The 21,505-nt window shown below is 65.2% G+C and carries 26 protein-coding genes; 23 read left to right on the plus strand and 3 right to left on the minus strand.

What is annotated here, in order from left to right; translation table 11 throughout:
* From QM741_RS14780 to QM741_RS14870, 19 genes are all read left to right on the plus strand, one after another.
* Positions 1–945 carry a hypothetical protein gene (locus QM741_RS14780; protein ID WP_415208431.1) on the plus strand — a complete coding sequence of 315 codons (945 nt, stop codon included), beginning with the start codon at positions 1–3 and terminating at the stop codon, positions 943–945.
* Between the two features lie 21 nt (positions 946–966).
* Entirely contained in the window at positions 967–1,773 is an 807-nt protein-coding gene (locus QM741_RS14785) for a tyrosine-protein phosphatase (RefSeq protein WP_415208432.1), read from the plus strand.
* A gap of 66 nt (positions 1,774–1,839) precedes the next feature.
* On the plus strand, positions 1,840–2,598 hold the full coding sequence (locus tag QM741_RS14790; protein ID WP_415208433.1) for a hypothetical protein: 759 nt from the start codon (positions 1,840–1,842) through the stop codon (positions 2,596–2,598).
* 16 nt (positions 2,599–2,614) lie between these two features.
* Positions 2,615–3,190 (plus strand): cytochrome c oxidase subunit 3, encoded by a 576-nt coding sequence (locus tag QM741_RS14795; RefSeq protein ID WP_415208434.1) that lies wholly within the window; start codon positions 2,615–2,617, stop codon positions 3,188–3,190.
* Positions 3,187–3,447, plus strand: a complete 261-nt coding sequence (locus tag QM741_RS14800) for a cytochrome C oxidase subunit IV family protein (protein WP_415208435.1) — start codon at positions 3,187–3,189, stop codon at positions 3,445–3,447. The genes QM741_RS14795 and QM741_RS14800 overlap by 4 nt, the downstream gene beginning before the upstream one ends.
* 19 nt (positions 3,448–3,466) lie before the next feature.
* The gene (locus QM741_RS14805; protein ID WP_415208436.1) at positions 3,467–4,906 is read left to right on the plus strand and encodes an aldehyde dehydrogenase; all 1,440 of its coding nucleotides are present in this window, start codon (positions 3,467–3,469) and stop codon (positions 4,904–4,906) included.
* Positions 4,907–5,048: 142 nt separating this feature from the next.
* Entirely contained in the window at positions 5,049–5,576 is a 528-nt protein-coding gene (locus QM741_RS14810; protein WP_415208437.1) for a MarR family winged helix-turn-helix transcriptional regulator, read from the plus strand.
* Positions 5,577–5,634: 58 nt separating this feature from the next.
* Positions 5,635–6,447, plus strand: coding sequence for an enoyl-CoA hydratase/isomerase family protein (locus QM741_RS14815; RefSeq protein ID WP_415208438.1), 813 nt, complete (start codon positions 5,635–5,637; stop codon positions 6,445–6,447).
* Positions 6,448–6,461: 14 nt separating this feature from the next.
* The gene (locus QM741_RS14820) at positions 6,462–7,361 is read left to right on the plus strand and encodes an SDR family oxidoreductase (protein WP_415208439.1); all 900 of its coding nucleotides are present in this window, start codon (positions 6,462–6,464) and stop codon (positions 7,359–7,361) included.
* 1 nt (position 7,362) lies between these two features.
* Positions 7,363–8,304 (plus strand): phosphotransferase family protein, encoded by a 942-nt coding sequence (locus QM741_RS14825; protein WP_415208440.1) that lies wholly within the window; start codon positions 7,363–7,365, stop codon positions 8,302–8,304.
* Complete coding sequence (locus QM741_RS14830) at positions 8,249–8,404, plus strand: hypothetical protein (RefSeq protein WP_415208441.1); 156 nt, start codon at positions 8,249–8,251, stop codon at positions 8,402–8,404. The genes QM741_RS14825 and QM741_RS14830 overlap by 56 nt, the downstream gene beginning before the upstream one ends.
* Positions 8,405–8,433: 29 nt before the next feature.
* On the plus strand, positions 8,434–8,871 hold the full coding sequence (locus tag QM741_RS14835; RefSeq protein ID WP_415208442.1) for a hypothetical protein: 438 nt from the start codon (positions 8,434–8,436) through the stop codon (positions 8,869–8,871).
* Between the two features lie 39 nt (positions 8,872–8,910).
* Entirely contained in the window at positions 8,911–9,654 is a 744-nt protein-coding gene (locus QM741_RS14840) for a hypothetical protein (protein WP_415208443.1), read from the plus strand.
* Positions 9,623–10,267, plus strand: a complete 645-nt coding sequence (locus QM741_RS14845) for a cytochrome c oxidase subunit 3 family protein (protein WP_415208444.1) — start codon at positions 9,623–9,625, stop codon at positions 10,265–10,267. Before QM741_RS14840 ends, QM741_RS14845 begins: the two co-directional genes overlap by 32 nt.
* Before the next feature lie 5 nt (positions 10,268–10,272).
* Positions 10,273–10,533: a cytochrome C oxidase subunit IV family protein gene (locus QM741_RS14850; RefSeq protein ID WP_415208445.1), complete on the plus strand. Its 261-nt coding sequence runs from the start codon at positions 10,273–10,275 to the stop codon at positions 10,531–10,533.
* A gap of 22 nt (positions 10,534–10,555) precedes the next feature.
* Positions 10,556–11,668 carry a hypothetical protein gene (locus tag QM741_RS14855; protein ID WP_415208446.1) on the plus strand — a complete coding sequence of 371 codons (1,113 nt, stop codon included), beginning with the start codon at positions 10,556–10,558 and terminating at the stop codon, positions 11,666–11,668.
* A gap of 19 nt (positions 11,669–11,687) precedes the next feature.
* Complete coding sequence (locus QM741_RS14860) at positions 11,688–12,833, plus strand: acyl-CoA dehydrogenase family protein (protein WP_415208447.1); 1,146 nt, start codon at positions 11,688–11,690, stop codon at positions 12,831–12,833.
* Positions 12,834–12,933: 100 nt separating this feature from the next.
* Complete coding sequence (locus QM741_RS14865) at positions 12,934–13,212, plus strand: YlcI/YnfO family protein (RefSeq protein ID WP_415208448.1); 279 nt, start codon at positions 12,934–12,936, stop codon at positions 13,210–13,212.
* Positions 13,209–13,529, plus strand: a complete 321-nt coding sequence (locus QM741_RS14870; RefSeq protein ID WP_415208449.1) for a type II toxin-antitoxin system RelE/ParE family toxin — start codon at positions 13,209–13,211, stop codon at positions 13,527–13,529. The genes QM741_RS14865 and QM741_RS14870 overlap by 4 nt, the downstream gene beginning before the upstream one ends.
* 21 nt (positions 13,530–13,550) lie before the next feature.
* Here QM741_RS14870 and QM741_RS14875 read toward each other — a convergent pair whose 3' ends face one another.
* From QM741_RS14875 to QM741_RS14885, 3 genes are all read right to left on the minus strand, one after another.
* A complete protein-coding gene (locus QM741_RS14875; RefSeq protein WP_415208450.1) occupies positions 13,551–14,021 on the minus strand; it encodes a MarR family winged helix-turn-helix transcriptional regulator in 471 nt (156 codons plus the stop codon).
* Positions 14,022–14,095: 74 nt separating this feature from the next.
* Positions 14,096–15,010 (minus strand): SDR family NAD(P)-dependent oxidoreductase, encoded by a 915-nt coding sequence (locus QM741_RS14880; RefSeq protein WP_415208451.1) that lies wholly within the window; start codon positions 15,008–15,010, stop codon positions 14,096–14,098.
* A 32-nt stretch (positions 15,011–15,042) separates the two neighbouring features.
* Positions 15,043–17,049 carry an acetoacetate--CoA ligase gene (locus tag QM741_RS14885; protein ID WP_415208452.1) on the minus strand — a complete coding sequence of 669 codons (2,007 nt, stop codon included), beginning with the start codon at positions 17,047–17,049 and terminating at the stop codon, positions 15,043–15,045.
* A 163-nt stretch (positions 17,050–17,212) separates the two neighbouring features.
* Here QM741_RS14885 and QM741_RS14890 point away from each other — a divergent pair, with 163 nt between their 5' ends.
* The 4 genes from QM741_RS14890 to QM741_RS14905 are packed head-to-tail and all read left to right on the plus strand — an operon-like array spanning position 17,213 to position 21,500.
* On the plus strand, positions 17,213–18,658 hold the full coding sequence (locus QM741_RS14890) for a 3-oxoacyl-[acyl-carrier-protein] synthase III C-terminal domain-containing protein (RefSeq protein ID WP_415208453.1): 1,446 nt from the start codon (positions 17,213–17,215) through the stop codon (positions 18,656–18,658).
* A 3-nt stretch (positions 18,659–18,661) separates the two neighbouring features.
* The gene (locus tag QM741_RS14895; RefSeq protein ID WP_415209135.1) at positions 18,662–19,870 is read left to right on the plus strand and encodes an acetyl-CoA acetyltransferase; all 1,209 of its coding nucleotides are present in this window, start codon (positions 18,662–18,664) and stop codon (positions 19,868–19,870) included.
* 40 nt (positions 19,871–19,910) lie between these two features.
* On the plus strand, positions 19,911–20,678 hold the full coding sequence (locus QM741_RS14900; protein WP_415208454.1) for an SDR family oxidoreductase: 768 nt from the start codon (positions 19,911–19,913) through the stop codon (positions 20,676–20,678).
* Positions 20,679–20,702: 24 nt separating this feature from the next.
* Entirely contained in the window at positions 20,703–21,500 is a 798-nt protein-coding gene (locus QM741_RS14905) for an enoyl-CoA hydratase-related protein (protein ID WP_415208455.1), read from the plus strand.
* Positions 21,501–21,505 lie beyond the last annotated feature (5 nt).

Here is a 21,505-nt window from a genome sequence, read left to right on the forward strand (position 1 = left end):
ATGTTCGACAACAAAGTACTCGCCGATCCGTCGCTCGCACTCGACATCGTCCACGACGGCAGACACGCGCTGCGAGACACACCGAAGGCGCGCGAGTCGGTTCCTTATCTGTTCAATCTTCCCGAGCAGGGCATCGCGGGCTTCACCTACACCTGGGTGAGCCGCGCCAGCGAGGCCGGCGCGATCCTCGCGCTGTTCGGCCCGGCGATCGGCCCGACGCCGATCGTCGACGTCCTGAAGGATCGCCCCGTGCCCGCCGACATGGGCTTCGACGACTGGCGCCTCGAAGGCCTGTCGATGAAACAGGATTTGAAGTTCGACCGCGCCGAGATCGCCTGGAAAACGGCCACGGTGGATCTGCACATGAGTTTCGAGGCGTTCCATCCGCCTTACGCCTACGGCAGCCACGCGCGCGGCTGCATGCCGTACATCGCCGACGACCGCATCGAGCAGAGCGGCCGCTTGACGGGCACGCTCAAGCTCGGCGGCAAGGTCTTTTCCCTCGACGGCACCGGCCATCGCGACCACAGCTGGGGCACGCGCGACTGGGGCGTGCTGCAGCATTACAAGTGGGTGCAGGCGCAGGCGGGCACCGACATCGCCGTGCACTTCTGGCAGGTCTTCGCGATGGGCGGCATCGAGTTGCGCGGCTACGTCTACAAGGGCGGCCGCATGGCCCAGGTCACGCACGTCGATTTCGATTTCGATTTCGAAGGCAAGCTCGACGTCAAGACGTTCAAGGCGACGATCACCGACACCGATGGGCGCGTCACGCAGTTGTCCGCAAAGATCGTCTCGCGCTATCAGCTCTATCCCGATCCGGCCTATTGCCTCAACGAAAGCGCCGGCTACGCCGTGATCGACGACAAGCAGGGCGTGGCATGGGCGGAGATGTTCTGGCCCGACGCTTATCGCAACTACATCGGCGCCGCCGGGCCGTTCTGACTTTCGGGGACGCTTGCGGCCATGAACGCGACCACGTCAGAAAGCGGCATGTTCGGCGACTCGTCGCCGGGCGGTCGGCGCATCGTGCTTCAAGGTGCCGTCAACTTCCGCGACCTCGGCGGCTATCGCGGCATCGATGGCCGGCGGATCAAGCCAGGGCATCTGTATCGTTCCGACTCGTTGGCGAATCTCACCGAAGCGGATTTGCATACGGTGGCGAATTTGCGGCTCCGCACTCTGTGCGATTTGCGCCACGCGGAAGAGCGCAGCGTCGCGCCCGATCGCCTGCGACCGGAGTGGGATTTGCGCGTGCACGCCATCGGCTTCTACCCGCATGGCGGGGAAGCGATGATGAAGCGGGTTCGCTCGCGCAGCATCGGTGCCGACGAAGCGCACCAGGCGATGCGCGAGTTGTATGCGCATTTTCCGCTGGACAACGCGCCGGTTTACACACGGATGATGCACGCGCTTCTGAGGCCGGACGCGCTTCCCGCTCTCGTGCATTGCACCAGTGGAAAGGACCGGACCGGCTTCGGCATCGCCATTGTGCTGTCCGCACTGGGCGTGCCGCGGGAAACGATCCTGCGCGACTACCTCTTGACCAACGCCTATCGGCGTGATTTGGCGTTCATGCTCGGCAACGACGTCGACCCCGAGGTCCTGGACCGGATCAAGGCGGCTGCGCCGGAGTATCTCGCCGCAGCGTTCGCAACCATCGATGCGAATTGGGGTGGCGACACACGGTTCCTGATCGAGGGGCTGGGCATTCCGGAGGACGGGTTGAGGGATTTCCGCGAATCGCTTCTCGAAACGGGCACGAAGAATTGAACCGGTCTGCCGCGGTTCGCACGACGCGGCAGGGCATCCACGAAAGCAAGCATCGGAGGGCAAGTCATGAGTCAACTGAAGTACGTTCGCTTCTGCGCATGGACGGGGCCGCTGTTCCTGCTGGTCTTCATCGTCTGCTGGGGCGTGTTGGGTTACAACATTCCGCCGTTGTCGGCCGAGTTGTCGGCCGCGGACATGGCCCAGCACTTCCGCCTGCACGCCAACCAGGTGCGCGCCGGCATGGTCGGCAGCATGACCTTCGCCTGCCTCTACGTGGTCTGGGGTCTGTCGATCACGAAGGTGATGGAGGTCGTCGAGGCGGGGCGCAACAACGTGATGTCCACGTTGCAGCTGTGGGGCGCGGGCCTCACCGTCGTGCCCATCCTCGTCTCCTCGTCGTTCTGGCTGGCCGGCGCGTATCGTCCCGAGGCGCTCGATGCGAGCATCCTGCAGCTCATCTACGACATGGCGTGGCTGCTGATCGACCTGGCCTACGCGGTCACCACGCTGCAGATGTTCGCGCTCGGCGTCGGCTTCCTCGCCGACGAACGCGAAGTGCCGCTGGTACCGAAGTGGGTGAGCTGGTACTCGATCTGGGTCGGCTTCATGTTCGTCATCGAAGTGCTGATGCCGTATTTCAAGGGCGGTTTCCTCGCGCGCTCCGGCATTCTCAATTTCTGGATCGAATTCCTGATCTGGTTCTTCTTCATCCTCGTCTTGACTTGGGCCGTGCTGCGCGCGGTCGCGCGGGTCGAGCAGGAAGCGACCGGCGTCGCGCGTTCGGCCGTGCCGGCCGGCTCGGGGCGCATCGCCGCGGCGCACTGAAGGGCGATGTCCGGGCATGACGCCAACGCCAAGCAGGCGCCCCGGCCGGGCGCTGTCGATCCTCGTGTTCATCGGCGCCGACCTGATGGCGTTCGCGATCTTCTTCGTCTGCTTCATGGCGACGCGGGCGGAACATCGCGAGGCGTTCGCGGCATCGGCCCGATCGCTCAACCTCGCCCTCGGCGTGCTCAACACGCTGATCCTGGTGACGAGCAGCTGGCTGGTCGTCATCGCGGTGCACTCCGCCCGTGCCGGCGCGCGGGCGCGCATGCGCCGCACGCTGGCGCTGGCGATGCTCGTCGCCTGCGGCTTCGCGGTCACCAAAGGCATCGAGTACGGCGACAAGTTCGCGCATGGCATTTCCATCGTGACCAGCGAGTTCTTCACGTTCTACTTCCTGCTGACGGGCGTGCATTTCCTGCACTTCCTCGTCGGCATGGGCGCGTGGACGTTCGTCTGGATCAGGGCGGGGCGCGAAAGCGTGGACGGCGCGCTGCTGCCGTGGATCGAATCGGCCGGGCTCTACTGGCACATGGTCGACCTGCTGTGGCTGTTCCTGTTTCCGCTGCTCTACCTGTTGAGGTCGCCATGAACGCATCGCTGCGCGCGGCGCACGTCGCCTTCGCCTTGCTGGTCGCCGCGACGCTGGCCAGCACGTGGGCCGCCGAGCACGAGGCCGGCGGCCGTGCGATGGTCGCGCTCGTGCTGCTGCTCGCCGGATTCAAGGCGCGCCTGGTCGTGCTCGAATTCATGGAGCTGCGGCATGCGCCGCTGCCCTGGCGCATCGCCTTTGAAACATGGATCGCGGCGGTCGTCGCGATGATCTTTCTTTTCTGCCTTCTTTCCTGAAGATATTCCGGAGTACGACATGAGCAACAGCTACGACGCGTTTTACATCGGCGGCAAGTGGGCCAAGCCCGCTTCTTCCAGTCGCTTCCACCTCATCAATGCCGCGACCGAAGAGGAAATTGGCAGCGTTCCGGAAGCGTCCAATGCGGACATCGACCGCGCCGTCGCCGCGGCGCGCCATGCGTTCGACCATTCCGGCTGGGCCGCGCTGCCGGCCGCCGACCGCGCCGCCGCGCTCAAGCGTTTCGTCGCCGCGCTGTCCAAGCGCAGCCCGGACCTGGCCCGTGCCGTCAGCTCGCAGAACGGCATGCCGATCGGCCTGAGCCAGATGCTCGAAGGCCAGTTCTCGATCGGCCTCGTCGATTACTACGCCGGGCTTGCGACGAGCGTGCAGGCCGAGGAGAAGCGGCCTTCGCAGATGGGCACGGAAACGATCGTCACGCGCCGGCCGATCGGCGTCGTCGCGGCGATCGTGCCGTGGAATTTCCCGGTCACGCTCGCCCTGAGCAAGATCGCGCCGGCGCTCGCCGCCGGCTGCACCGTCGTCGTCAAGCCCTCGCCGGGGACGATTCTCGACAGCTACGTGATGGCCGAGGCCGCGCAGGAAGCGCAGATTCCCGCCGGCGTCATCAACTGGGTCGCGGCCGATCGCGATGTGGGTGCCTACCTCGTCGCACATCCGGGCGTTGACAAGGTCGCATTTACGGGTTCGACCGCGGCCGGCAAGCTGATCGCCAGGACCTGCGGCGAACTGCTGCGCCCGGTCACGCTCGAACTCGGCGGCAAGTCCGCGGCGATCATCCTCGACGACGCCGACCTCAACGCGGTCATGCAGGGGCTGCCGATGGCCTCGCTGCTCAACAACGGCCAGGCCTGCTACAACGGCACACGCGTACTCGCACCGGAAAGCCGCTACGCCGAAGTCGTCGAAGCGCTCGCAGGGCTCGCGTCCTCGCTCGTCGTCGGCGATCCGCTCGACCCGGCCACGCACGTCGGGCCGATGGCTTCGTCCGCGCATCGCGACCGCGTCGAGTCGTACATCGCCAAGGGCAAGACCGAAGCGCGCCTCGTCGCCGGCGGCGGCCGCCCGAAAGGGCAGGCGCGCGGCTGGTTCGTCCAGCCGACCGTGTTCGCCGACGTGGACAACTCCGCGGTCATCGCGCAGGAGGAAATCTTCGGCCCGGTGCTCTCGGTCATCAAGTACAAGGACGACGCCGACGCCGTGCGCATCGCCAACGACTCCGCCTTCGGGCTCGGCGGTTCGGTGTGGACGTCGAGCCGCGAGCGCGGCCTCTCGGTCGCGAAGGGCGTTTTCACCGGCACGATCGGCATCAACGGTTACCTGCCGTCGATCGGCTCGCCGTTCGGCGGTGTGCGCGGCAGCGGCCTCGGCCGCGAGCTCGGTCCCGAGGCCATCGACGGCTACCTGCAATACAAGTCGACGTACGTCTTCGGCTGAACGACCCGCAGGTGTCAAAGGGAAGCGGCAGCGTTCTCGTCTTTTTGCGGCCGCTCGATCGTCCTTCGCGATCGGGTGGCCGCTTTACAGAGCCTGCCGTTTCTCATATGCTAATAGTTCATTGGTAAATCATTAATTATCCATGAACGGACAACAGCGTCTTGCCAACGTCGCTTCGAGCACCCCGCGTCTCGCCGCGGCGCTGCCCGGCATGCCGATGGACGGCACGACGATGGTGCGGCTGTTACGCATCGCCCAGTTCGGCCTCGGCAACTTCTTCGAGCCGGTGTTCCGCGCGCTGAACCTGTCGGAGCACAACTTCCACGTGCTCTGCCTGCTGCTGGCGAGCGAGGCCGGCACGGCGTCGCCGAGCGAACTGAGCGAAATGGTCGGCACGAGCCGCGCGAACATGACTCGCATCCTCGACGAGCTGACGCAGGACGGCTGGATCGAACGCTCGGTCGCGCCGCGCGATGGGCGCCGCCACATCATCCGTATCACTGCGGCGGGCCGCCGCAAGGTGCGCGACACGGTGCCGCGCGTCGCCGAACCGATCAACCGCGCCTTTGCCGACCTCGATCCCGACGAACTGGCGCTGCTAGGCAAGCTGCTGCGCAAGCTCGTCGTGTCGTTCGACAAGGGCGCCGGCGAACTGCGGGCCGCGGCGTGATCGCGATCCATTCCACGAAATCGTCGCAACAAGAAACACCAGGCGGGGAGGTACTGCCATGTCGAAAAAAGTCTTGTACGAAAAAAAGGGCGAGGTGGCATACGTCACGCTCAACCGGCCGGAATGCAAGAACGCGGTCGATTACGAAACGCACCTGCTGCTGTGCGAGGCGTGGAAGGATTTCCGCGACGATCCGGCGCTGCGCGTCGCGATCCTGACCGGCGCGGGCGACGCCTTCACGGCCGGGGCCGACCTCAAGACGCACGCGCCGGAATGGCAGAAGGTCGGGCCGATGGTCGGCCGCGAGCGGATCGAGGACGGGCTGTCCGGCATCACGCGCGGGCCGTTGTCGCGCATCAAGAAGCCGATCGTCGCCGCGATCAACGGCTGGTGCCTGGGCCATGGCATCGAACTCGCAATGGCCTGCGACATCCGCGTCGCCTCGGAGCGCGCGCAGTTCGGCACGTTCGAGGTACGCCGCGGCATGCACTCCGCCGACGGCGGCATCGTGCGCCTGCTCAACACCTGCGGCGTCGGCTTCGCGATGGAAATGATCCTCACCGGCGAACCGTTCGATGCGCAGCGCGCGCTGACCGCGAACATGGTCAACAAGGTCGTGCCGCACGACGATTTGATGGCGGAGACGGAGGCGCTCGTCGCGCGCATCCTGCGCTGCGACCAGGCGGCGACCGAGTCGGCCAAGGAGACGCTGCTCGAATGCGTGGGGCGCACGCTGCACGACCAGTTGCGCGTCGAGGCGATGTGGGGCTACGCGCTGTGCGGCGGCAACCAGACGGTGATGGCGCGCTCGCAGCAGTTCTTCGACAAGACCGACCGCGGCCGCTCCGGCGCAACCGCCAGTTCGCTCTGAATCGGGGAGCCATCATGGGTTACAACTCGATTTATCGGGCGGATCTTTTCGCCGGGCAAACCATCATCGTGACCGGCGGCGGCAGCGGCATCGGCCGTTGCACCGCGCACGAGCTGGCGTCGTTGGGCGCGACGGTTGCCATCGTCGGCCGCAATCTTGAAAAGCTGGAAACCGTCAAGGCTGAAATCGAAGCAGTCGGCGGCAAGGTCTCGATCTGGGTGTGCGACATCCGCGAAGAAGCCAAAGTCATCGAGACGATCGGCGCGATCATCGAGCGGCACGGCGGCATCAATGGCCTGGTCAACAATGCCGGCGGACAGTACCGCATGCCGCTGCGCGACATCAGCACCAAGGGTTTCGAGGCGGTCGTGCGCAACAACCTCACCGGCGGTTTCATCTTCATGCGCGAAACCTTCAAGCTGTGGATGGAGCAGCACGGCGGCGCCATCGTCAACATGATCGCTGACATCTGGAACGGCTGGCCCAACTATGCGCATTCGGCCTCGGCACGCGGCGGCATGTGGACATTGACCGAAAGCGCGGCATCCGAATGGGCCAGCTACGGCGTGCGCGTGAATGCCGTTGCGCCCGGCGGCATCGCCAGCAGCGGCCTGGATACCTACGAGCCGGAAGCACAAAAACAGATCCTGGAGTTCCCCAAGGCAATTCCCTTGCAGCGCTGGGGCAATGCTTCGGAGATTTCCAGCGCCATCACTTATCTGCTCTCACCCGGCGCGGCCTACATCACCGGCGCGTGCATCCGCATCGATGGCGGTGCGCCGAATGCGCGCGTGTGCTGGGGGCCGCTGCGCGAGCAATGCAATTCGACGCCGTTCGATGGCTTTCATCTGGAACAACCGCCGAAGCTTTTGACCGAAGGCCCGAAGCAACATTCCAGCTGCAAGCCGGCCTGATATGTCTGCGCCGGACGCCACGCTTGCCGACGAATCGCTGCTGCGCGAACGCTTGCAGGCTTACCTGCAAAAACAGACGCGGCGTGAATGGAACCTCGGTAGTTTCACCCGCTACGCGGTGGGTTTTTCGTGGATCACCTACGGCTTTGGCGCCACCGAGCAAGGCCAGCCCGAGCGCGGCCTGATCCTGCGCCTGGGGCCGCCGTATGGCTTGTTCGCGCCGTACAGCGCGCTGCCGCAGCATGCCGCGCTGAAAGTGCTGGAAGACAGCGGTGTACCCACGCCGCGCTCGTATTGGTGGAGCGATGATGCGTCGATCCTGGGCGCGCCGTTCTTCATCAGTGAACGTGTCGCCGGCAGCGCGCCGGTGCCGTGGGTCAGCCAGAACGGTTCCGGTTTCGAGGATGCCTATCGGCTCAAACTCGGCACGCAATTCGTGTCGGCGCTGGCCGGTTTGCACAACTGCGAATGGCACGGGCGACCGGGTTTCGAGAACGACGGCACCACGGTTGAAAACGCCGCGCTGCGTCAGGTCGAGGAATGGGAACGCAATCAGGCACGCTGGGCGCTCAAACCGTATCCGATGCTGACCTGGGCCTTCCGCTGGTTGCGCGCCCACCTGCCGCGCGCGCCGCGCGTCAGCCTGGTGCATGGCGATTACCGGCTGGGTAATTTTCTGGAACGCGATGGCTGCATCACCGCGATCCTGGATTGGGAACTCGTGCATCCGGGCGACCCGCACGAGGATTCTGGGTTGGGCTTTTTTGCCGCAATACAGCGGCGGTTCCGGGCTGGTCTGTCGTTTGTTGCCCAAGGCCGATTTCATCCGCCAGTACGAGCGCGAAGCCGGTTTCAAGGTCGATCCGGCCGCGTTGCAGTTCTACATCGTGTTTGCGCTGGTCAAGCTGGCCATCACCCATATCGCGGCGGTGCGCTGCTATGAGGATGGCCGCTTCGACGACATGCGCATGCCGGCGATGGGCACGCAGATCGCGCCGGTGCTGCGGCAGATTTCCAAGATGCTGCCGACGGAGGAGCCGTGAACAACTCGCTCGAGCGCATGCTCGAAGGCATGGCCGCGACGCTGCGGCAAGAGGTGGTTCCGCACGTGGATACCGAATTCGCACGCGGCCAGGCGTTCGGCGTGATCTACATGTTGAACAGCATCGCCTTGCGCACCAGTTGGTCGCTGGAGTTCGTCGGCGAGCAGCTCGCCGCGCAACAGGCGCTGTGCGATGCGCTGGCACCGTTGTTGGCCGGGCGTGATGCGCCGCCACTGCCACAGGCTGCGACCAATGCTGCCAGCGTGGATGCACTGCAAGCGTTGCGCGACGAAAACGAAAACCGCATTTGCGCGCTGATCCAGTGGCATGGCGCGGCCACGCTGGACGCTGCACTGGCTGCGGAAATCGAACGGCAATTGCGCCTGTACATGGACCGCCAGCTTCGCCATGAACTGCAAACTTCGGCCCGGCCGATGTTCGCGGAAATGTCCAGCGGGGCGGAATGATATCGACGCGGTCGTCTTTTTTCAGTGAGGGAATGTGCAATGGATGAGCAAACCAAAATCATGTACCAGCGGTGGTCGATCTACCTGGGCCCGGTCTTCGTCACGACCTTCGTGTATTTCTGGGCCTATCTGGGTCACAACCTGCCGCCGCAGCACCCGGACTGGCCGGCCCAGGCGTTCACCGACCGCTACCTCGAACACCTCACGTCGATCCGCGTCGGCTTTCTGGTCGGGCTGGTCACCATCTGCTTCTATCTGCCGTGGACCGGCTACGTGACCGCACGGATGATGCGCATCGAGCGCGGCTACTACCCGGTGCTGTCTTGGCTGCAATTGCTCGGCGGCTGCCTGACGGTGATGGTGGTGTCGATCAGCATGTGGTGCTGGGTCGTCGCCGCGCAGCGGCCCGAGCGCTCGCCCGAGATCACGCAGATGCTCACCGACGCCGGCTGGTTGATGAACGACAACGTGTACATGTGCACCACGCTGCAAATGTTCGCCATGGCGCTGTGCTTCCTGCACGACAAGAAAAGCAAGTTGCCGGTGATGCCGAACTGGGCCTGTTACGTCACCATTTTCTGTGGCGCGACCTTTTTCCCTGCCAGCCTGACGGCGGTTCTGCGCAACGGGCCGTTCGCCTACGATGGCTTGATCGGCTTCTGGCTGCCGTACCCGGCTTGGCTTGTCTGGATGTTCATCGCCAGCTACTACTTGCTCAAGGATATGAATCGCCGCGTGCGCGAAGGCGAGGATGACGGCGCAGCCGCGCCGGGCAGCGCCTGAGGCGGCTGTGGCGATGCGCCAGAATCCACACGATGCCGTGGGCGGTGCGAAGGGCGAACCGCGCCACCGCCTGCCCGGCGTCGAAGGCGTCTGGGTGTTCATCTTTGCAGACATGGCGGTGTTCGCGGTGATGTTCGGCTGCTTCATGGCCGACCGCCGCCAGAACCTGGAGTTGTTCGAGGCATCGCGGCAGGCGCTGAACCTGGACTTCGGCGGCATCAATACGCTGATCCTGCTGACCAGTTCGATGCTGGTGGTGCTCGCCATCGATGCGATCAAGCAGGGACGCCAGCGACTGGCCTCCAACTTCTTCGGCCTGGCCGCCGCCTGTGGAGCGGCGTTCATCGTCTGCAAGGCGTTCGAGTATTCGCAGAAGTTCGACGCCGGCATCGGCCTGCAAAGCAACGACTTCTTCATGTACTACTTCATCATGACCGGCATGCACCTGGGGCACGTCGCGGTGGGCACGGTCATCGTCGCGGTGCTGGCGTTCCGGTCGAGATTCGTGCCGGAAGGCGTCAGCCTCGCCGCCGGAGAAGGCGGTGCCACCTACTGGCACATGGTCGACCTGCTGTGGGTCTGCATGTTTCCGCTGCTGTACTTGGTGAGATGACGCGCATGAAGTCTTCGGTCGTTTCCGTCGTCGTGGTCTGGTTGGTGTTGATGGCGAGTACTGCGGTATCGACCTGGTGGTTCTCGCGCCCGATCCTGGAACCGACCACTTCGACGCTGGCGGTCATGCTGATCGCCGCGCTCAAGGTGGCGCTGGTGATGGGCTATTTCATGGGGCTTCGCCACGCGCCCTGGGGGTGGCGGCTGGCCGGCGCGGTTTGGGTGGTGGCGGCCGCGGGTACCGTCATTGCGTTCTATCTGCTGTGAACCAACGCTTCGGGGCTGAACCATGTTGACCGCACAAGACGATTTGATCGGCCACCAGTTGCCGACGACCTTCGACCACGTCATGTCCAGCGACCCGGCGTGGATGGAGCGGCTGTGGTACACCGGGCATCCGAAAGATGGCAGCCTCATCTTCGACATCGGCCTGGGCTATCACCCGAACCGCAACGTCATGGACGCCTTCGCCGGCGTCACGATTGACGGCACGCAGTACAACTTCCGCGCATCGCGGCATTTGCGGCCCAATCCGCTGGAAACCACCGTCGGCCCGCTGAAAATCGAAGTGCTGGACGGCCTGCGCCGGCATCGCCTGCAATTGGCGCCCAACGAATCTGGCCTGGCCTTCGACATCGAATTCCTCGGCACGATGAATGCGCACGAGGAGGAGCCGCATTTCCGCCGCCGCAATGGCCGCGTCACCGAGCACATGGCGCGCGGCCAGCAACTGGGCGCGTATCGCGGCTGGCTGGAAGTGGACGGGCAGCGCCATGCCATCGAATCGCAGGATTGGTTGGGCCAACGCGATCACTCTTGGGGCATCCGCGCCGAGATGCGCACCGACGAGAGTCATCCGCCGCTGACCTTCTACCCGCCGTTCTTCTACGCATGGACCACGGTGCAGTTTGCCGGGCGTGGCCTGCATGTGTTTTTCAAGGAGCGTGCGCCGGGCGAGTTCATATATCTGTCCGGCGAAGAAGTCCTGTCGCTGGGGCAAAAACCACAACGCGGGCGGCGCATGGCGGGCGTCAATCACGAGATCGAATGGGCCGATGACCCACACGGCCAGACCGTGCGCGCCGGGAAATTCGAGGTGAAGCTGGACGATGGTTCCACCCGCGTGTTGCATATCCGCACGTTGCCGGCGCGCTACTTCCTCAAGGGTGGTTTGTACGGTGGCCTCAACGGCTGGTTCCACGGTGACGACAAGGGGAAGCTGCACATCGAGCACGAGCGTTGGGATCTGGACGCGCCGGAAATCCGCAAGCTGGCGCGCACGCTCTGCGATCACGTCATCGAGGTGCGCGATGGCAATGAAGTGGGCTACGGAATCATGGAATACGGCGTTGGCGCAGGTTACGCGAAGTACCCGCAGGTACAGCAGCATCCGCCAATCTGAAAGCAACGGAGCCACCACCATGCTTGAAAACCGCGAACCCTTCGACGAAGAACACGCCCTGCTGCGCGAAGGCGTGCGCGGCTTCATCAAGGCCGAGATAACGCCGCATTTCCCCGCATGGGAGGAAAGCGGCATGGTCTCGCGCCGCTTCTGGCAACAGGCCGGAGCGGCCGGCATTTTGTGCCCGCAGGTGCCGCAGGCTTACGGTGGCCCCGGCGGCAGCTTCAAGCACAACGCCGTGGTGATCGAGGAGTTCGCCTACGCCGGGCTTGCCGGCCCCCTGTCCGACCTCACCGTGCACAGCGATGTCGGTGCCGGCTATCTGCTGCATCTTGGCAACGAGGCGCAGAAGCAAAAATGGCTGCCGCGACTGGCCAGCGGGGAAACCGTCTGCGCGGTGGCGATGACCGAACCTGGCACCGGTAGCGATCTGCAAGCGGTGCGCACCCGCGCCACGCCGGTGGCAGGCGGCTATCGCATCAGCGGCAGCAAGACGTTTGTTTCCAACGGCCAGCATTGCGATCTCGTGATCGTGGTCGCACGCACTTCCGAAGCGCCGGGCGCCAAGGGCATCAGCCTGATATTGGTCGAAGCTGACCGCGCCGGTTTCAACCGCGGTCGCAAGCTCGACAAGCTCGGGCAATGGTCCGCGGACACTTCGGAATTGTTCCTCGAAGACATCGACGTGCCGCATGAAAACCTGCTCGGCGTCGAAGGCGGCGGCTTTGCCGCCTTGATGCAGCAATTGCCGCAGGAGCGGCTTGCCATCGCGATTACGTCGATAGCCGCAGCGCAACGCGCCTTTGACATCACCTGCGATTACGTGCGCCAACGCAAGGCCTTCGGCCAGACGGTGCTGGATTTCCAGAGTACGCGCCACCGTTTGGCCGACCTGAAAACCGACCTTGCCGTAGGCTGGGCCTTCGTCGATCAATGCCTGAATCGTCATGCCAGCGGCCAACTCGATTCCAAACAGGCGTCGATCGCCAAGCTGTGGTGCAGCGAAATGCAGGGCAGGTTGGTCGACCAATGCCTGCAACTGCATGGCGGCTACGGTTTCATGCGCGAATACGAGATTTGCCGCCTCTACGCCGACGCGCGCGTGCAGCGCATCTACGGCGGCACTTCGGAAATCATGCGCGAACTAATCGGCCGCGGTTTGTAGCACTCCTCACGAAAACGGGAAGAGTCGGCCATGGACTTCCGTATTAGGCAATACGAACGGTCGATTTGAACATGCAACGCAAATGCACTACAATGCGCGCATGAAAACCGCCGTATTGCCGCAAGTGCGCGTTGCCCCTGAATTGCGCGCCGAATTGGACAGCATCCTGCGCGAAGGCGAGACCTTGTCCGGGTTCGTCGAGGCCAGCGTGCGCGGTGCGCTGGAGTACCGGCGCGTGCAGGAAGCCTTCCACGCGCGCGGCGAAGCCGCGTTGCGGCGATTCCGGCGCGATGGCGTGGCTCGCCCTGCCGGTGACGTGCTGGCCGCATTGCGCGGCAATCTGGAAGCCAGGCGCAAGCAGCTCAAACGCAGACCATGACGTTCCAGGTCGGGTTCACGCCGACCGCCGAAGAAGATTTGCGGCGGCTGTACGAGTTCCTGATCGACCGTGCGAGATACGTCGAGGATCTGGAAATCGCCGAGCGCGCATTGATCGCGATCGAGGCGGCTGTGGACACGCACCTGGCGCAATCGCCGATGCTTTATCGCAAGGCGGGCGATGGCAGGAACGGCCTTCGCCGCGAATTGCCGATCCCGTTCGGCAACACGGGCTACATCGCGCTGTATGAAATCATCCCGCCGGATTTGGTGCTGGTGCTGGCCGTGCGGCATCAACTCGAACAGGACTACCACTGATCCGTGCCGGATGGCGCGTGGTCAAGCCGATTCCGCAGGCTCGGAAAGGTACGCCAGCAGGTTCTTCTTCATCGTGTCGAGGGTGCGCGCTGTCGTTTCCAGATGGCCGTCGGGAAGCCCGGAGAGGATGGTCTCGTTGAGCCGATGGCTCACCTTGCGCATACGCGCGATCAGCTTCCTGCTCTTGGGCTCGAGGTAGATGCGATTGATGCGCCGATCCTGCGGATCCGCCTCGCGACGGACGAACTGGCCCTTCTCGAGGCGGTCGATCAACCCGCCGATGGCGACCTTGCCGAGGTCGAGTTCCTCGCCGAGTTCGGACTGGGTCAGTCCTTCCTTGCGCGACAGGTAGGCGAGCACCCACCATTGCGAACGGGTCACGTTAAGCGGCTTGAGCGACTGGTCGAACGCGCTGCGCCGCAGCCGCGAAACGTCGTGGATGGCAAAGCCGAGGCGAAGTTCCCAATCCGTCGAATGGACGCCGTTGCTCATCGGTGTTGTATCCCGTGCGATCAATGCGAGGTCGATACTATACACTGGCGTACTGTAAATCCCAGACCTGCCTCTCAAACCGGGTCCCAGGTGAACACGTCGCCGGACTTGTCCAGAGGGAAAAAGCTCGGCGTCAGCATCGGCAGCGCGGTCTCGAGGATATTCTCGGGCGTCCAGCCTTCGCCGCAATGCGCGGTGCGGATCGGGCGCGGCTGGCTGAAAAGATAGATCTCGTTGTTGCGCACGCCGAACACCTGGCCCGACACGTGCTTCGCGCTGTCGGCGCAGAGCGCGATGACGAAAGGCGAAACGCGGTCGGCGACGAGTTTCTTCAGGCCCTCGACGCGCTTTTTCTGTTCCGGGGTTTCGGCAGGAATCGAGTCGATCATGCGCGTCCACGCGAACGGTGCAACCGCATTGGAGCGCACGCCGAACCTCTGCATGTCGATCGCGATCGACTTCGACAGCGCGGCGACGCCGAGCTTGGCCGCCATGTAATTGGCCTGCGCGAAGTTGCCGATCAGGCCCGAAGTGGACGTCATGTGCACGTAGACGCCGGAACCCTGCTCCTTGAACACGGGCGCCGCGGCGCGGCTGACGTTGAAGCTGCCCTTGAGATGCACCGCAACGACGTCGTCGAAATCCTTCTCGGTCATCTTGTGGAAGAACACGTCGCGCAGGATGCCGGCGTTGTTGACGACGATGTCGAGCCGGCCGAACTTGGTGAGCGCGGCATCGACCATCTGGTGCGCGGCGTCCCAGCTCGCGACCGAGCCGCCGTCGACGATGGCGCGACCGCCCATTGCCTCGATTTCGGCGGCGACTTCCACGGCGGGCTGTTCCGCGCCGACTTGGCCGTCGAGGCTTGCGCCGAGGTCATTGATGACGACGTGGGCGCCGGCGCGCGCGAGGTCCAGCGCGATGCAGCGGCCCACGCCGCGACCGCCGCCGGTGACGAGCGCGACTTTGCCTTCAAGCAATCGAGACATTGTTTCTCCGGGTAATGATGAGGAATGGGAACTCAAGCGGCACCAAGCCGTTCGCGCGCGAACGCGACGATCGGATCGAACGCAGCGGGATTGGCGCAGGCGTCCTTGTTGACGACCTCGGCGAGCGCCTTGCCGAGCATGAGCTTCTTGACCGGCAATTCCTGCTTCTTGCCGGTCAGCGTGCGCGGGATGTCGGCGAGCTGGACGATTTCGTCGGGCACGAAGCGCGGCGAGAGCTTGTCGCGAATCTCGCGCTTGAGCCGCTCGCGCAGCGCATCGTCGAGCGTGTTGCCTTCGCGCAGCACAACGAACAGCGGCATGAAGCTCGGCTTGCCGAGGTATTCGATGTCGACGATCAGGCTGTCGAGCACTTCGGGTACGGCCTCGACCACGCGGTAGAGTTCGCTCGTGCCCATGCGATGCCCGTGGCGGTTGAGCGTCGCGTCGCTGCGACCGTAGATGATCGCCGAGCCGCACGCGGTGATCTCGACCCAGTCGCCGTGCCGCCACACGCCGGGATAGACATCGAAGTAGCTGGCGAGATAGCGCTTGTTTTCCTCGTCGCCCCAGAACTTCAGCGGCATCGACGGCAACGGCTGCACGCAGACCAGTTCGCCGACCTCGCCGATCACCGGCTTGCCCTGTTCGTTCCACGCCTGCGCGTCGACGCCGAGGCAGCGCGCCTGCATCTCGCCCGGCACGGTCGGCAACTCGGGGGTGCCGCCGAAGAACGCGCTGGCGATGTCGGTGCCGCCGGCGATAACGGCCCACCAGAGGTCCGCCTTCACCTTTTCCCGGCCCCAGACGTAGGCTTCCGGCGGCAACGGCGAGCCGGTCGAGCCGAGCGCGCGCAGGCGCGTGGTGTCGCAGGCGGCGCGCGGGTCGACGCCGTTCTTCATGCAGCTCGTGTAGTAGGCCGCACCGGCACCGAGCAGCGTGGCGCCGAGTCCGTCGGCGACGCGCCACAGCGTGTCCGCTTCGGGATACGAGGGATGGCCGTCGTAGATGCAGACCGTCGTGCCGAGCAGCAGCGCGGACATCTGCAGGTTCCACATGACCCAGCCGGAACTGCTGTACCAGAGCAGGCGGTCGCCGGTCTCCGCGGTCGGCCCGAGGTCGAGATGGAAACGATGCAGTTTCAGCATCTCGAGGATCACGCCGCCGTGGCCATGCACGATGGGCTTGGGCAGGCCGGTCGTGCCGCTGCTGTAGAGGATCCACAGCGGATGGTCGAACGGCAACGCGGTCGGCGCCGCCGCGCCGCGCGATTCGACGCACTCGTGCCAGCCCAGCACGCGGCCTTTCCATTCGCCCGCATCGAACGGCGCCGCGGGCGCGCCGCTGTCGGCAAGGTTGGGCACGATCACGGCTGATTCGATGCTCGGCAGTTCCTTGAGCAGTTGCGCGATCAGCGCGCGGCGATCGTTGACCTTGCCGCCGTACACCGAGCCGTCGCAGCCGATCAGCACCTTCGGGGCGATCTGGCGGAAGCGGTCGAGCACGGTGGCCGCGCCCATGTCCGGCGCGCACACGCTCCAGATCGCGCCGATCGACGCGCAGGCGAGGAAGGCGATGACCGCTTCGGGCGTGTTCGGCAGATAGGCCGCGACGCGATCGCCAGTGTTCACGCCGAGCGAACGCAGCGACGCGGCGACGGCGGCCGTGCGCGCGGCCAGTTCCGGCCAGGCGATTTCGAGCGTGCGCCCTTCGCGCTGCAGGGCCTCGTTGCGAAACACGATCGCCGGCGGCGCGCCGGGAGCGGAGTTCGCGGCGACGTGGCGCAGCACCTGTGCGGCGTAGTTGACCTGCACGCCCTCGAACCACTTCGCGCCCGGCATCGCGGTCGTGGTGATCGCGCGGTCCGGGACGGACGGGGAGCGCAGATCGAAGTAGTCCCACAGCGTGCGCCAGAAGCGCGAGATGTCCTCGACGGACCACGCATGCAGCGCGGCGTAATCGTCCAGAAGGGTGCCGTCGCGGCGGTGGATCCAGTCGCGCAGCTCTATCGTGTTCGCGCTCGTCGCGCGCGTTTGCGGCACGTCGTGCCCTCCCTTCCGTCGTTCTTCGCCGACCCTTGCCGGGGAGCGCATCGCCGCGCCCCGAAAATAGGGTTTGAATGTTTATAGTTCGCTAGTGTATCATATGCCACACTAAATAATTCAAGACCCGATCGCGACGATTCGGGGAGGGACAGTCGAGGTCATGCACGCAACCGACGCCGGCTTCGGCCTGCTCGCCACGAGCCGATACGTGCCGCTTCTTCGTTTGGAGCGCGCCGAAATCTTTGCCGCGCACCGCTGGATGGCGCCGGGACTGAAGGGCCTGGCCAGGGGCCGGCGCGCGATCGCGAACTGGGACGAGGACGCCGTCACGATGGCGGTCGAAGCCGCGCGCGACGTGCTGCGCGGCCTGCCCGGCGTCGCGCCTTCGTCGATCTCGCTGGCTTCGACCACGCTGCCGTTCGCCGACCGCCTCAACGGCGGCATTGTCGCCGCAGCGATCGGCGCGCCGGCCGACGCCGTCGCACGCGACGTCGCCTCGTCCCTGCGCGCCGCTTCGACGGAACTGCTGCGCGCGTTGCGCGAACCGCAGGCCGGCATCGAACTCCTCGTCGCTTCCGAGCGCCGCGTGCCGCGGCCAGCCAGCGCGCAGGAACTGGTGCTCGGCCACGGTGCGGCCGCGGCCGTCGTCGGCACGGGCAATCCAATTGCGACGCACGTGGCGTCGGTGTCCGTGCAGGCCGATTTCGTCGATCGCTTCCGCGAAACCGGCGCCGATGCCGACTACGGATGGGAAGAACGCTGGGTGCGCGACGAGGGCTACTCCAAGATCGCGGTCGATGCCATCGCGCGATGCCTGAAACAGGCGGGCGTCGAGCCCGCGGCGGTCACGCGGTTCGCCATGCCGGCGCCGACCGGCAAGACCAACGAAGTCGTCGCCAGGCGCGTCGGCATTGCGGCGACTGCGCTGGTGTCGACCGAGTCGGAAAACGTCGGCGACCTCGGCAGCGCGCAGCCGCTCGCAATGCTCGACGTCGCCGTGCGCGAAGCGAAAGAGGGCGACCTGATCCTGCTCGCCGCGTTCGGCAACGGCTGCGATGCCATCCTGCTGCGGCGCACCGGCGTCCCTTGTCCAGGCGGAAAGCCCGGCGCGGGCCGCGCGGAAACCGCGTACATGAAGTACCTGTCCTTCACCGGCCAGATCGCGCTCGACTGGGGCATGCGCGCGGAGATGGACAACAAGACCGCGCTCTCGGCCGCTTGGCGCGACCATGCGCGCATCGCGCGCTTCGAGGGCGGACGCTGTAGCAAGTGCGGCACGGTGCAGTTTCCGTCGCTGCGCTTCTGCGTCAATCCGGACTGCCGCGCGGAAGATTCGCAGGAGCCCGCAAGCCTCGCCGACGCGCCCGCGCGCGTGCTCTCGTTCACCTGCGACTATCTCGGCTACACGCCGCATCCGCCTTTCCTGTTCGGCCACGTCGATTTCGAAGGCGGAGGCCGCGTGCTGATGGAATTCGCCGACTCGACACCCGACGAAATCGCGGTGGGCACGCCGTTGCGCATGGTCTATCGCGTCAAGGACTACGACTCGAAGCGCGGCTTCCGGCGCTATTTCTGGAAGGCCACTCCCGTGCGCAAAGAGGACTGAACGATATGGCCAGCGGCATTCGCGACAAGGTCGCCATTCTCGGCATGGGCTGCACGCGCTTCGGCGAGCGCTGGGACGCTTCGCCCGAGGATTCTGATGGCCGAGTCGTTCAACGAAGCGATCGCCGACGCCGGCATCGACGTGAAGCAGATCGACGCCGCGTGGTTCGGCGTGTGCCTCGAAGAAAACAACGTCGGCAAGACTGCCGGCCCATTGGCGCAGGCGCTGCGCCTGCCGCGCATCGCCGCGACGCGCGTCGAAAATGCCTGCGCGACCGGCACCGAGGCGCTGCGCGGCGCGGTCTACGCGGTCGCCGCGGGCGCTTATGACATCGTGCTCGCGCTCGGCGTGGAAAAACTCAAGGACACCGGCTACGGCGGACTGCCCGTGCGCACGCGCGGCATCAGCAACGATCTGTGGCTGCCGAACTCGACCGCGCCCGGCGCGTTCGCGCAGCTCGCCTCGGCGTATTCCGCGTGCCACGGCATCGACGCGGGCACGCTCAAGCGCGCGATGGCGCGCGTCTCGGTCAAGAGCCACGCCAACGCGGCGCTCAATCCGAAGGCGCACTTGCGCAACGTCATCACCGAGGAAGACGTGCTCAAGGCGCCGACCATCGCCGCGCCACTCGGACTGTTCGACTGCTCCGGCGTCAGCGACGGCTCGGCCTGCGCCATCGTCACCACGCCGGACATCGCGCGCGGCCTGAAGCCCGGCGCCGACATCGTCACGATCAAGGCGCTGGAAATTTCCGTCAGCAACGGCGAAGAGGCGAGCTTCAACACCTGGGACGGCGCGCACATCGCCACCGCCCGCACCGCCGCGGCGCGTGCCTACAAGGACGCCGGCATCACCGATCCGCGCAGGCAGATCCAGATGGCCGAGGTCCACGACTGCTTTTCGATCACCGAGCTCGTGCTGATGGAAGACTTGGGCTTCAGCGCGCCGGGCAGGGCCGTGCAGGACGCGCTCGACGGTGTGTTCGACTTGAACGGTGCGCTGCCGGTGCAGCCCGACGGTGGCCTGAAATGTTTCGGCCATCCGATCGGCGCGTCGGGCCTGCGCATGGTCTACGAGGTTTACCAGCAGATTCTCGGCCGTGCCGGCAAGCGCCAGCTCGCCAAAGTTGACGTCGGGCTCACCCAGAACCTGGGCGGTCATCCGCACCAGAACGTCAGCGCGGTCGCGCTGATCGGCCGCTTCGGCGCATGATTCAACGACTCATTTCCCACATTTCATTTTGGAGGACAACGTGCGAGGTCTCAAAGGCAAGAAGGCAATCGTGACGGGCGCCGGCAGCGGCATCGGCAAGGCGATCGCGCTGCGGCTGGGCGAAGAAGGCCTGACCGTCGGCGTGTTCGACATCAACAAGGACGCCGCGGGCGAGACCGCGAAGGCGATCGAAGCGGCCGGCGGCAAGGCCGTCGCCGTCGCGGCGGACATCACCGACTACGCGGCGGTCGTCGCCGCCGTCAAGGAATTCGAGGGCGCCGCGGGACCGACCGACGTGCTCGTCAATAACGCCGGCTGGGACACGCCGATTCCGTTCCTCAAGACCGACGAGGCGTTCTGGAAGAAGGTCGTCGGCATCAACTGGTTCGGGCCTCTGCACGTCACGCACGCGGTCGCGCAGGGCCTAGCCGAACGCAAGGCGGGGCGCATCATCAATATCGCCTCGGATGCGGGCCGCGTCGGCAGCTCGGGCGAGGTCGTGTATTCGGGCTGCAAGGGCGCAACGATCGCGTTCGGCAAGGCGCTGGCGCGCGAACTCGCGCGCAGCAACGTCACGATCAACACGATCTGCCCGGGCCCGACCGATACGCCGGCGATGAGCGCCTTCGTCGGCACGGGCGAGCAGGGCCAGAAAATCCGCGACGCGATGGTCAAGGGCGTGCCGCTCGGTCGCATCGGCGTCGCCGAGGACTATCCCGGCCTCGTCGCGTTCTTCGCTAGCGACGACGCCGCGTTCATCACCGGCCAGACGATCAGCGTGTCCGGTGGCTTGACGATGCACGGCTGAAAATTCCATCCAAGGAGCATTCCAATGGCACATGAGTACAAAGACATCACCTACGAAGTCGGCGAGAACGCCGTGCGCATCACGATCAACCGTCCGGAGGTGTTCAACGCCTTTCGCACGCAGACGGTGGAGGAACTGATCCTCGCGTTCCGCGCGGCGGACGAGGAAAAGTCGGTCAATGCCGTGATTTTCGGCGGCGCCGGCGACAAAGCGTTCTGCACCGGCGGCGACCAGAAAGTGCATCTGTCCGAAGACGGCCTGTACGGCCCGCGCGGCCTCGTCGGCCTGCCGATCGAGGAACTGCACAGCGCGATCCGCGATTGCCGCAAGGTCGTGATCGCGCGCGTGCAGGGTTTCGCGGTCGGCGGCGGCAACGTGTTCGTGACGCTGTGCGATCTCGCCATCGCCTCTGAGAAGGCGCAGCTCGGCCAGGTCGGGCCCAAGGTCGGCTCGGTCGATCCCGGCTTCGGCACGGCCTATCTCGCCCGCGTGGTCGGAGAGAAGAAGGCGCGCGAGATCTGGTTCCTGTGCCGCCGCTACAAGGCGCAGGAGGCGCTCGAGATGGGCCTGGTCAACAAGGTCGTGCCGCACGAGGCACTCGATGCCGAATGCGAGGCATGGGCTGCGGAAATCAACGCGCTCTCGCCGACCGCCATTGCCATCGCCAAGCGCTCGTTCAACGCCGACAGCGAGAGCATTCGCGGCCTGTCCTTCCTCGGCATTGCCGCGGTGAAAGGTTTCTACCAGAGCGAGGAATCGAAGGAGGGTGTGCGCGCGTTCAACGAGAAGCGCAAGCCCGATTTCAAGAAATTCGCCGGCTGAGAATC

This window comes from Rudaea sp. (assembly GCF_047601565.1).
In the GTDB taxonomy this organism is placed as follows: domain Bacteria; phylum Pseudomonadota; class Gammaproteobacteria; order Xanthomonadales; family Rhodanobacteraceae; genus Rudaea.

What these genes read in the sequence shown, in the direction of transcription:
- QM741_RS14890 (WP_415208453.1), top strand. Translation starts at nt 17,213, where the DNA reads ATGCACGCAACCGACGCCGGCTTCGGCCTGCTCGCCACGAGCCGATAC.
- QM741_RS14805 (WP_415208436.1), top strand. Translation starts at nt 3,467, where the DNA reads ATGAGCAACAGCTACGACGCGTTTTACATCGGCGGCAAGTGGGCCAAG.
- QM741_RS14865 (WP_415208448.1), top strand. Translation starts at nt 12,934, where the DNA reads ATGAAAACCGCCGTATTGCCGCAAGTGCGCGTTGCCCCTGAATTGCGC.
- QM741_RS14875 (WP_415208450.1), bottom strand. Translation starts at nt 14,021, where the DNA reads ATGAGCAACGGCGTCCATTCGACGGATTGGGAACTTCGCCTCGGCTTT.
- QM741_RS14855 (WP_415208446.1), top strand. Translation starts at nt 10,556, where the DNA reads ATGTTGACCGCACAAGACGATTTGATCGGCCACCAGTTGCCGACGACC.
- QM741_RS14840 (WP_415208443.1), top strand. Translation starts at nt 8,911, where the DNA reads ATGGATGAGCAAACCAAAATCATGTACCAGCGGTGGTCGATCTACCTG.
- QM741_RS14870 (WP_415208449.1), top strand. Translation starts at nt 13,209, where the DNA reads ATGACGTTCCAGGTCGGGTTCACGCCGACCGCCGAAGAAGATTTGCGG.
- QM741_RS14815 (WP_415208438.1), top strand. Translation starts at nt 5,635, where the DNA reads ATGTCGAAAAAAGTCTTGTACGAAAAAAAGGGCGAGGTGGCATACGTC.
- QM741_RS14820 (WP_415208439.1), top strand. Translation starts at nt 6,462, where the DNA reads ATGGGTTACAACTCGATTTATCGGGCGGATCTTTTCGCCGGGCAAACC.
- QM741_RS14835 (WP_415208442.1), top strand. Translation starts at nt 8,434, where the DNA reads ATGGCCGCGACGCTGCGGCAAGAGGTGGTTCCGCACGTGGATACCGAA.
- QM741_RS14790 (WP_415208433.1), top strand. Translation starts at nt 1,840, where the DNA reads ATGAGTCAACTGAAGTACGTTCGCTTCTGCGCATGGACGGGGCCGCTG.
- QM741_RS14800 (WP_415208435.1), top strand. Translation starts at nt 3,187, where the DNA reads ATGAACGCATCGCTGCGCGCGGCGCACGTCGCCTTCGCCTTGCTGGTC.
- QM741_RS14780 (WP_415208431.1), top strand. Translation starts at nt 1, where the DNA reads ATGTTCGACAACAAAGTACTCGCCGATCCGTCGCTCGCACTCGACATC.
- QM741_RS14905 (WP_415208455.1), top strand. Translation starts at nt 20,703, where the DNA reads ATGGCACATGAGTACAAAGACATCACCTACGAAGTCGGCGAGAACGCC.
- QM741_RS14785 (WP_415208432.1), top strand. Translation starts at nt 967, where the DNA reads ATGAACGCGACCACGTCAGAAAGCGGCATGTTCGGCGACTCGTCGCCG.
- QM741_RS14825 (WP_415208440.1), top strand. Translation starts at nt 7,363, where the DNA reads ATGTCTGCGCCGGACGCCACGCTTGCCGACGAATCGCTGCTGCGCGAA.
- QM741_RS14795 (WP_415208434.1), top strand. Translation starts at nt 2,615, where the DNA reads ATGACGCCAACGCCAAGCAGGCGCCCCGGCCGGGCGCTGTCGATCCTC.
- QM741_RS14810 (WP_415208437.1), top strand. Translation starts at nt 5,049, where the DNA reads ATGAACGGACAACAGCGTCTTGCCAACGTCGCTTCGAGCACCCCGCGT.
- QM741_RS14880 (WP_415208451.1), bottom strand. Translation starts at nt 15,010, where the DNA reads ATGTCTCGATTGCTTGAAGGCAAAGTCGCGCTCGTCACCGGCGGCGGT.
- QM741_RS14860 (WP_415208447.1), top strand. Translation starts at nt 11,688, where the DNA reads ATGCTTGAAAACCGCGAACCCTTCGACGAAGAACACGCCCTGCTGCGC.
- QM741_RS14845 (WP_415208444.1), top strand. Translation starts at nt 9,623, where the DNA reads ATGACGGCGCAGCCGCGCCGGGCAGCGCCTGAGGCGGCTGTGGCGATG.
- QM741_RS14850 (WP_415208445.1), top strand. Translation starts at nt 10,273, where the DNA reads ATGAAGTCTTCGGTCGTTTCCGTCGTCGTGGTCTGGTTGGTGTTGATG.